Annotated in this window: 5 protein-coding genes; 2 read left to right on the top strand and 3 right to left on the bottom strand. The window is 36.1% G+C overall.

The features are described 5' to 3' along the window. A partial coding sequence (locus Q0800_RS12740) for a glycoside hydrolase family 3 N-terminal domain-containing protein (protein WP_299130429.1) occupies window positions 1–959 on the bottom strand: 959 nt, incomplete at its 3' end. An 18-nt stretch (window positions 960–977) separates the two neighbouring features. Then, window positions 978–2,372 (bottom strand): cellulase family glycosylhydrolase, encoded by a 1,395-nt coding sequence (locus tag Q0800_RS12745; RefSeq protein ID WP_299130431.1) that lies wholly within the window; start codon window positions 2,370–2,372, stop codon window positions 978–980. A 317-nt stretch (window positions 2,373–2,689) separates the two neighbouring features. Between Q0800_RS12745 and Q0800_RS12750 the strand changes: the two genes are divergently transcribed. Both Q0800_RS12750 and Q0800_RS12755 read left to right on the top strand, forming a co-directional pair. Further along, window positions 2,690–3,640 (top strand): hypothetical protein, encoded by a 951-nt coding sequence (locus Q0800_RS12750; protein ID WP_299130433.1) that lies wholly within the window; start codon window positions 2,690–2,692, stop codon window positions 3,638–3,640. Window positions 3,641–3,715: 75 nt separating this feature from the next. After that, the gene (locus Q0800_RS12755) at window positions 3,716–4,633 is read left to right on the top strand and encodes a sugar phosphate isomerase/epimerase family protein (RefSeq protein WP_299130435.1); all 918 of its coding nucleotides are present in this window, start codon (window positions 3,716–3,718) and stop codon (window positions 4,631–4,633) included. 53 nt (window positions 4,634–4,686) lie between these two features. On the opposite strand, the gene Q0800_RS12760 is transcribed toward Q0800_RS12755, so the two are convergent. Further along, window positions 4,687–5,820 (bottom strand): alpha-L-rhamnosidase C-terminal domain-containing protein (locus tag Q0800_RS12760; RefSeq protein ID WP_299130437.1); only part of this gene is annotated, 1,134 nt, incomplete at its 5' end.

The raw sequence follows: 5,820 nt of genomic DNA on the forward strand, positions 1-5,820 counted from the left end.
TCAGGATTCTGTGTTAGCGTATCTTTCAATACTGTTGTATGATAGGCAGATAGGTCAACATTTTTTCCTATAACTAAGTCCATATCAACGCCAGCCTTTAAACCTAAGATAGCTGACTTGGCTCTAGTTTCAGCAATAAAATGCATGGTTCCTAACCGCGCAACATCATTATTATCGGAAACAATAAAACCGTCGAAACCTAGCTCATCTCGTAAAATATCCTTTAGCAACCAGGTATTCATATGGTTTGGAACGCCATTATAATCTTGATGACCTGGCATAACAGAACCTACCTTTGCTTCCTTTACAGCAGCTTCAAAGGGTGGCAAATAAACCTCTCGTAAACGACGTTCGGACATATCACTAAACCCACCATTGATACCGCGTCGATTTTCTGGATAGCCAATAAAATGCTTAGCCGTTGCCATCACATGATTTTCATCAAATTGCTCATCACCAGTGCCTTGTAAACCCTCGATAAATGCAACTCCCATTCTAGACACTAAATACGGGTCTTCGCCGTAAGATTCTTCAACTCTACCGTATCTTGGATCACCAGAAATAACATCTAAATTAGGTGAATAACAATGTGTAACACCTAAAGCACGCGCTTCTAGGGCGGTTTGAGACGCCATTTTCCGAACAAGCTCGGGTTCCCAAGTAGAACCAGCAGCAATAGCTTGAGGATAAACCGTAGTATTACCATAATAATCGAGTACAAGCCACATGCCGTGTAATGCTTCTGCATACTTCATATATGGAATTCCTAAACGGTCATTAACTGGTGCATCTTGAGTCATTTCGGCAATCTTTTCTTCCAAAGTCATTTTGCTGATAAGAGCTTCAACTTTTTTAGCAATTTCAGCGTCTTTCTCACTCAAAGGCTTTGTGTTGTTTATTTCTGATTTACAGCAGAAAAAAGTTATAACAATACATGCGGCTAGCAGTAATTTCTTCATTTTTAATCTTTTAGTTTATTAGTCAAAATTTCGTATTCCAGGTACAATTTTAATAATTAAGTTATCTTGATTTTTAGGCCATCTTAAAATCACTAATTTTTGAGTGTTAGCATCCCAAACAAAGTTAGTGGGATCAAAATAATTTGGTGATTTATAGGTTTCTAATCCCACATTTTTTAATGGATTATAATACATAACTACATCTGAATCTATGAGAATTGAAAATCCATCAGGATAATGCCGATTAGCACCAACGAATATTTTTGAAGCGCCTTTACTATTGTCTGTTTTAATTTTTAAATCAAGCGTTCGCGTGGCATGATTAAAGAAAAAGGATTTGATATCGCCAGCTATCGTTTGCGGAAATGGCCTTGATATGACATCAGTTATGTATTTACGCTCCACAGTACCAGCATCTGTACTATCACTGAAGATTGACCATGTTGATGGCCCTCCAGCAAGAAAATGCTGCATAGTTCTGTTACCTAAAAACCAAGCTTTAATGGACCCTACTCCCATGCGATCGAAAACCTCAGCGGTTCTAATATAGAGTTCTCTGTATTTTAACTGACCTAGTTTACCTTCAATCAAAGTATCTGTGGTTGCGAAGGTTGGAAAACCCCATTCACCTATTAGAATTGGTGCGTTTAACATGTCAGATTCTTTATCAAACCGATTCATGTTACGCTCAATAAAATCAATATCATTTTGGTAGATATGTGGTGCGAAAATGATGTTCTTTCTGTTGATAGGCGACTTTATTTCTGAATATTGGTTGTTATCTACCTTCTCACCTTTATTCATAAAGATAGATTGAAATAAAATCAATTTATCAGCATTTATTTTTTGACTTTCGTCAATTATGTTTTGATATAATGGGATGAGGTATTGACGCGTTAAATCGTCATAAGAAATATCCATAGTAAGCTTCCGAGGTTCATTAACTACATCGTATCCAACCACCGAATCATCATTAGCAAATCGTTTCCAAATCACTTTCCATGCGTCAATATAGGTTTTGTATTCACCTTTTTTATTCTGCCAAAATTCTTCCCAAATATATTTATCGACGCCATACACCGTCATTTTAAAGACCGTTTTTATGCCATGATGTCTCCCTAAATCAACTAAAGTATCTAATTTTTTAAGGTAATTTGGTTCTAGCTGACCACCAGGAAAATTGCTTAGCTTTCCCAATTCTAAACGAATGACTTGTGTGTTGGCACCCATTCTTACCATTCGTGCATAATCATCACTACTAAAAAAGACTTCCCCTTTGTGGTCGTTTGTATTAACTACAAAACCCCTTGGAATAATGTGTCGACCTGCATCATCCCTTAAGCCATGTTTAATCTGAGCAAAAGACATAAGAGCCATAAAAAGACATGCCGTAAAACAAAATTGAAACTTCATATAGATACACTTATAATCTTAAGCAAGATAGCGCATACAAACTTCTTATATAACCTGTACTGTGCTGTACATTATTTCTGTATTATACAAAACTATTCTCTAAAAACATACTAAAAAAAATTCCTATGCGTTTAAATGACAAAACACATTATATTAGTGTAAACTGTAATGAACTAACTGCAAATTTAATATTGGCAAAACATTTTAAATGTTAAAGCTTTTAAATCAGCATAGGTCAGGATGGTACATTAATATTTATTTTCTATTTTTGATTTTACAGATTAAATTTTTATGAAAAAGTTAAATTCAATAGACTTATGAAAAAACCACAACTTATTTACAAATACGGAGCAATTCTTACACTCATCGTTTTTACAGCTTTCTTTTCTTGCACAAAAGACGGTCTAGGATTCTCTGAAAACAGCATTGTTTATGATACAACAGATCCAGATCCAGATCCAGATCCAGGTCCAGACCCTGTTGCTATAGCCGTTGATGAAGATACAAGCACAGATTTAGATTGTCCTGCTTCAGGTGAATTTCAAAATAATGATACCAGAAATGTTGATGTACCAAACCCAGCTAATGCAGGTGAGGTAGATGACAGAAGTTGTTACTCGGATTACTCAGAAAGTATTATTGATGGCACTACCTGGGGAATCTATAATATTACCGATGGTTCTAACCACTGGGATACACCAGGTACTTTACAACCTCGAATAGAACGTGCATCAACCATCGCCAACTCTAATGTAGGATCATTTGTTAAATTTACAGCAGACTTTAGAATTCTTGAAGTTGGAGATGCAGGAGCTTTTGGTCAAGATGGCACTTACATTGCACAAGCTAAAGGCCAACATACAGGTGGAGGCGGTTCTCCAGACCCTGCTATATGCTTATATAGAGCGCATCCTGTTTACGGTACAGGTATTAATGCTGACAAACAAGTGGCGTTCGATATTTATGCAGAACGTATCTTAGAACGCGGTGGATCAGGTGACGGTAGAGAAGTTGTTTTTTTAACGCAAGTCGATAAAAACGAAATCGTTTCTTTTGAACTAGAAGTAGGATTTATGGAAGACCCTAGTGACCCTGCTTTAAAAATACACTATTGTAATGCCGTAATTGGAGGACAAGCATTTAATTGGAATATCCCAGATCCTGAGAGAGGTACCCAATCAAAAATGCGATATGGTGCTTACCGTGTTAGAGGAGGAAGAGCACAAATTAGATGGGCAAATGCTGAAATTGAAAGAGTTAATCAATAAATTTAATTTCTTCAAACTATTTTAATTATAACTATGAGTTAATAGATATTTTAATTTAGTACCCATTAAATTAGTATGAAAAACAGCAGGAGAGATGTCATTAAAAAATTTGTAATGGCGCCTTTCCTGCTTTCTTTTCCCAATCTTTGGGGCACAACTGCTGCAACTGTATACAGATCTAAATCTAATGCGCAACGTTTGCAATATAGCGTTAATGCCTATTCCTTTAATGATGAATTTAGAAGTGGTGAAATGAACCTCTTTGATATGATGGAATTTGCTGCGGATATTGGTCTTAACGCAGTGGACCTTACCGCGTATTACTTCTCATCCTATCCCAACCTTCCTCAAAAACCTGAAATTTTTGCTTTAAAAAAACGCGCACTAGAACTTGGTCTTAATATTTCATGGACTGGTATTCGCAACAATTTTGTAACGGCAGATAAAGAAGCAAGAAATCAAGATATAAAAATGATTAAAGACTGGTTAGATGTTTCATCTGATATTGGGTCTTCTATTTTGCGGATTTTTACCGGCCGAAACCAACCTAAAGGCTATACCAATGCACAAGTAAAAACATGGTTGATTGATGCCTTTAAAGAGTGCGCTCAGTATGGTTCAGAAGTTGGCGTAATTGCTGCTTTACAGAATCATAATGAGTTCTTATTTACGGCAGACGAAGTGATTGATATTATTGAACGGGTAGACTCTGAGTGGTTTGGTCTTATCCTTGATATTTCTGGCCTTAGAACCACAAGTGACCCTTATGCAGAGGCAGAAAAATTAGCTCCTTACGCCAATTATTGGTTTATAAAAGAACATGTCTATTATAATCAAGTGAAAACACCTACAGATATGCAAAAAATGGCTGCCATAATAAAGCGTCATGATTTTCGTGGTTATGTGTCGTTTGAAAGTCTGTCGGATGGTAATCCTAAAACCATTATTAAAGACATGTTAGCAGAGTTTAAAAAGGAATACGATAAGGGCTAAACTTAAATAAGCTAACACGCACTGATATTTAATTTGAAATAATAAACCTAGTTCTATTGAGTTTTTAGGTATTGTATTTCATAAGTTCCTGAACCTAAAATCACAGCACCTTCTGTAATTTCGAGTGAATTTTGCTTTTTGAAATCATCAACCGACAGTCCATTAATTTGAAGACTTTCAAGCTCTGAAGTAGTCACCATAACCTTGGCCTTTGTATTGAAGGGCACTTCGAGATTCATACTTAAGACGTTGTCTTTTGTATTCCAGTTATTGATAATATCACCATAAGGTGTTGGCAAAGACACTTCGGTATTTGTTATGGCACTGGGAAATTCTGGATTAACCGTAAAAACTTTAAATCCAGGATTTTCAATTGATGATTTTATGCCACCCAAGGACTCATAAAAATAAGCGGCAAAACCGCTATGCATTGGATGGTTTAAAGAGTTTGTCGGTCCTTCCATTTCTTCCCAAACAAATTGGCGTTCTGGCCAAGTCGTAAATCCTGAATTCATTACATAGGTCTGACTCGGAAACTCTGGTGTTGTTAATATTTGATAAGCCAAATCTGCCTTTCCGTATTTAGATAAAACAGTATAGATATAACGATTACCGTGAATTCCTGTAGAATGATGTCCACCTTTAACTTCAACAATATCATGTGCTAATCCGTTGACTACAGATTCTATATCATTTTCAGGCACCATATTAAATTGCAAAGCTTGAACCGTTGCTGTTTGGCTTTGATACCATTTGTGTTTGGTGTTAGGGATTTCAACTAAAAATTCGTTATTAAATGCTTTTAATAAGGCTTCTTTTTCAGCATTCATTTTAGTCATGTATGTATCGTCATTGTTCATTTTAGCAAACGTTTCCATAATCCCCAAAACATCATAAAAATAGGCATTAGCAGAAATAATTGGGTTACATTCCATAGAACTTGGATTTTTTCGTCTATCCCAAAGTGGTGGACACCAATCTCCCATACCATCTTGCATAATGCCGTTTTCGCCTTTAAAATTCAAGTAGAAATCGGTCAAGTTTTTCATAGGTTCATAGTATTCTTTTACGATGGCATCATCACCATAATACCTGTAATTATACCAAGGTAAATACATGGTGGCAACGCCCCAATCTATCTTAGCGTAAGTTGAAGTACGCTTTCCAGGTGCAATCATAGTAGGAAC

The sequence above is a fragment of the uncultured Winogradskyella sp. genome (assembly GCF_937958655.1).
Taxonomy (GTDB): Bacteria; Bacteroidota; Bacteroidia; order Flavobacteriales; family Flavobacteriaceae; genus Winogradskyella.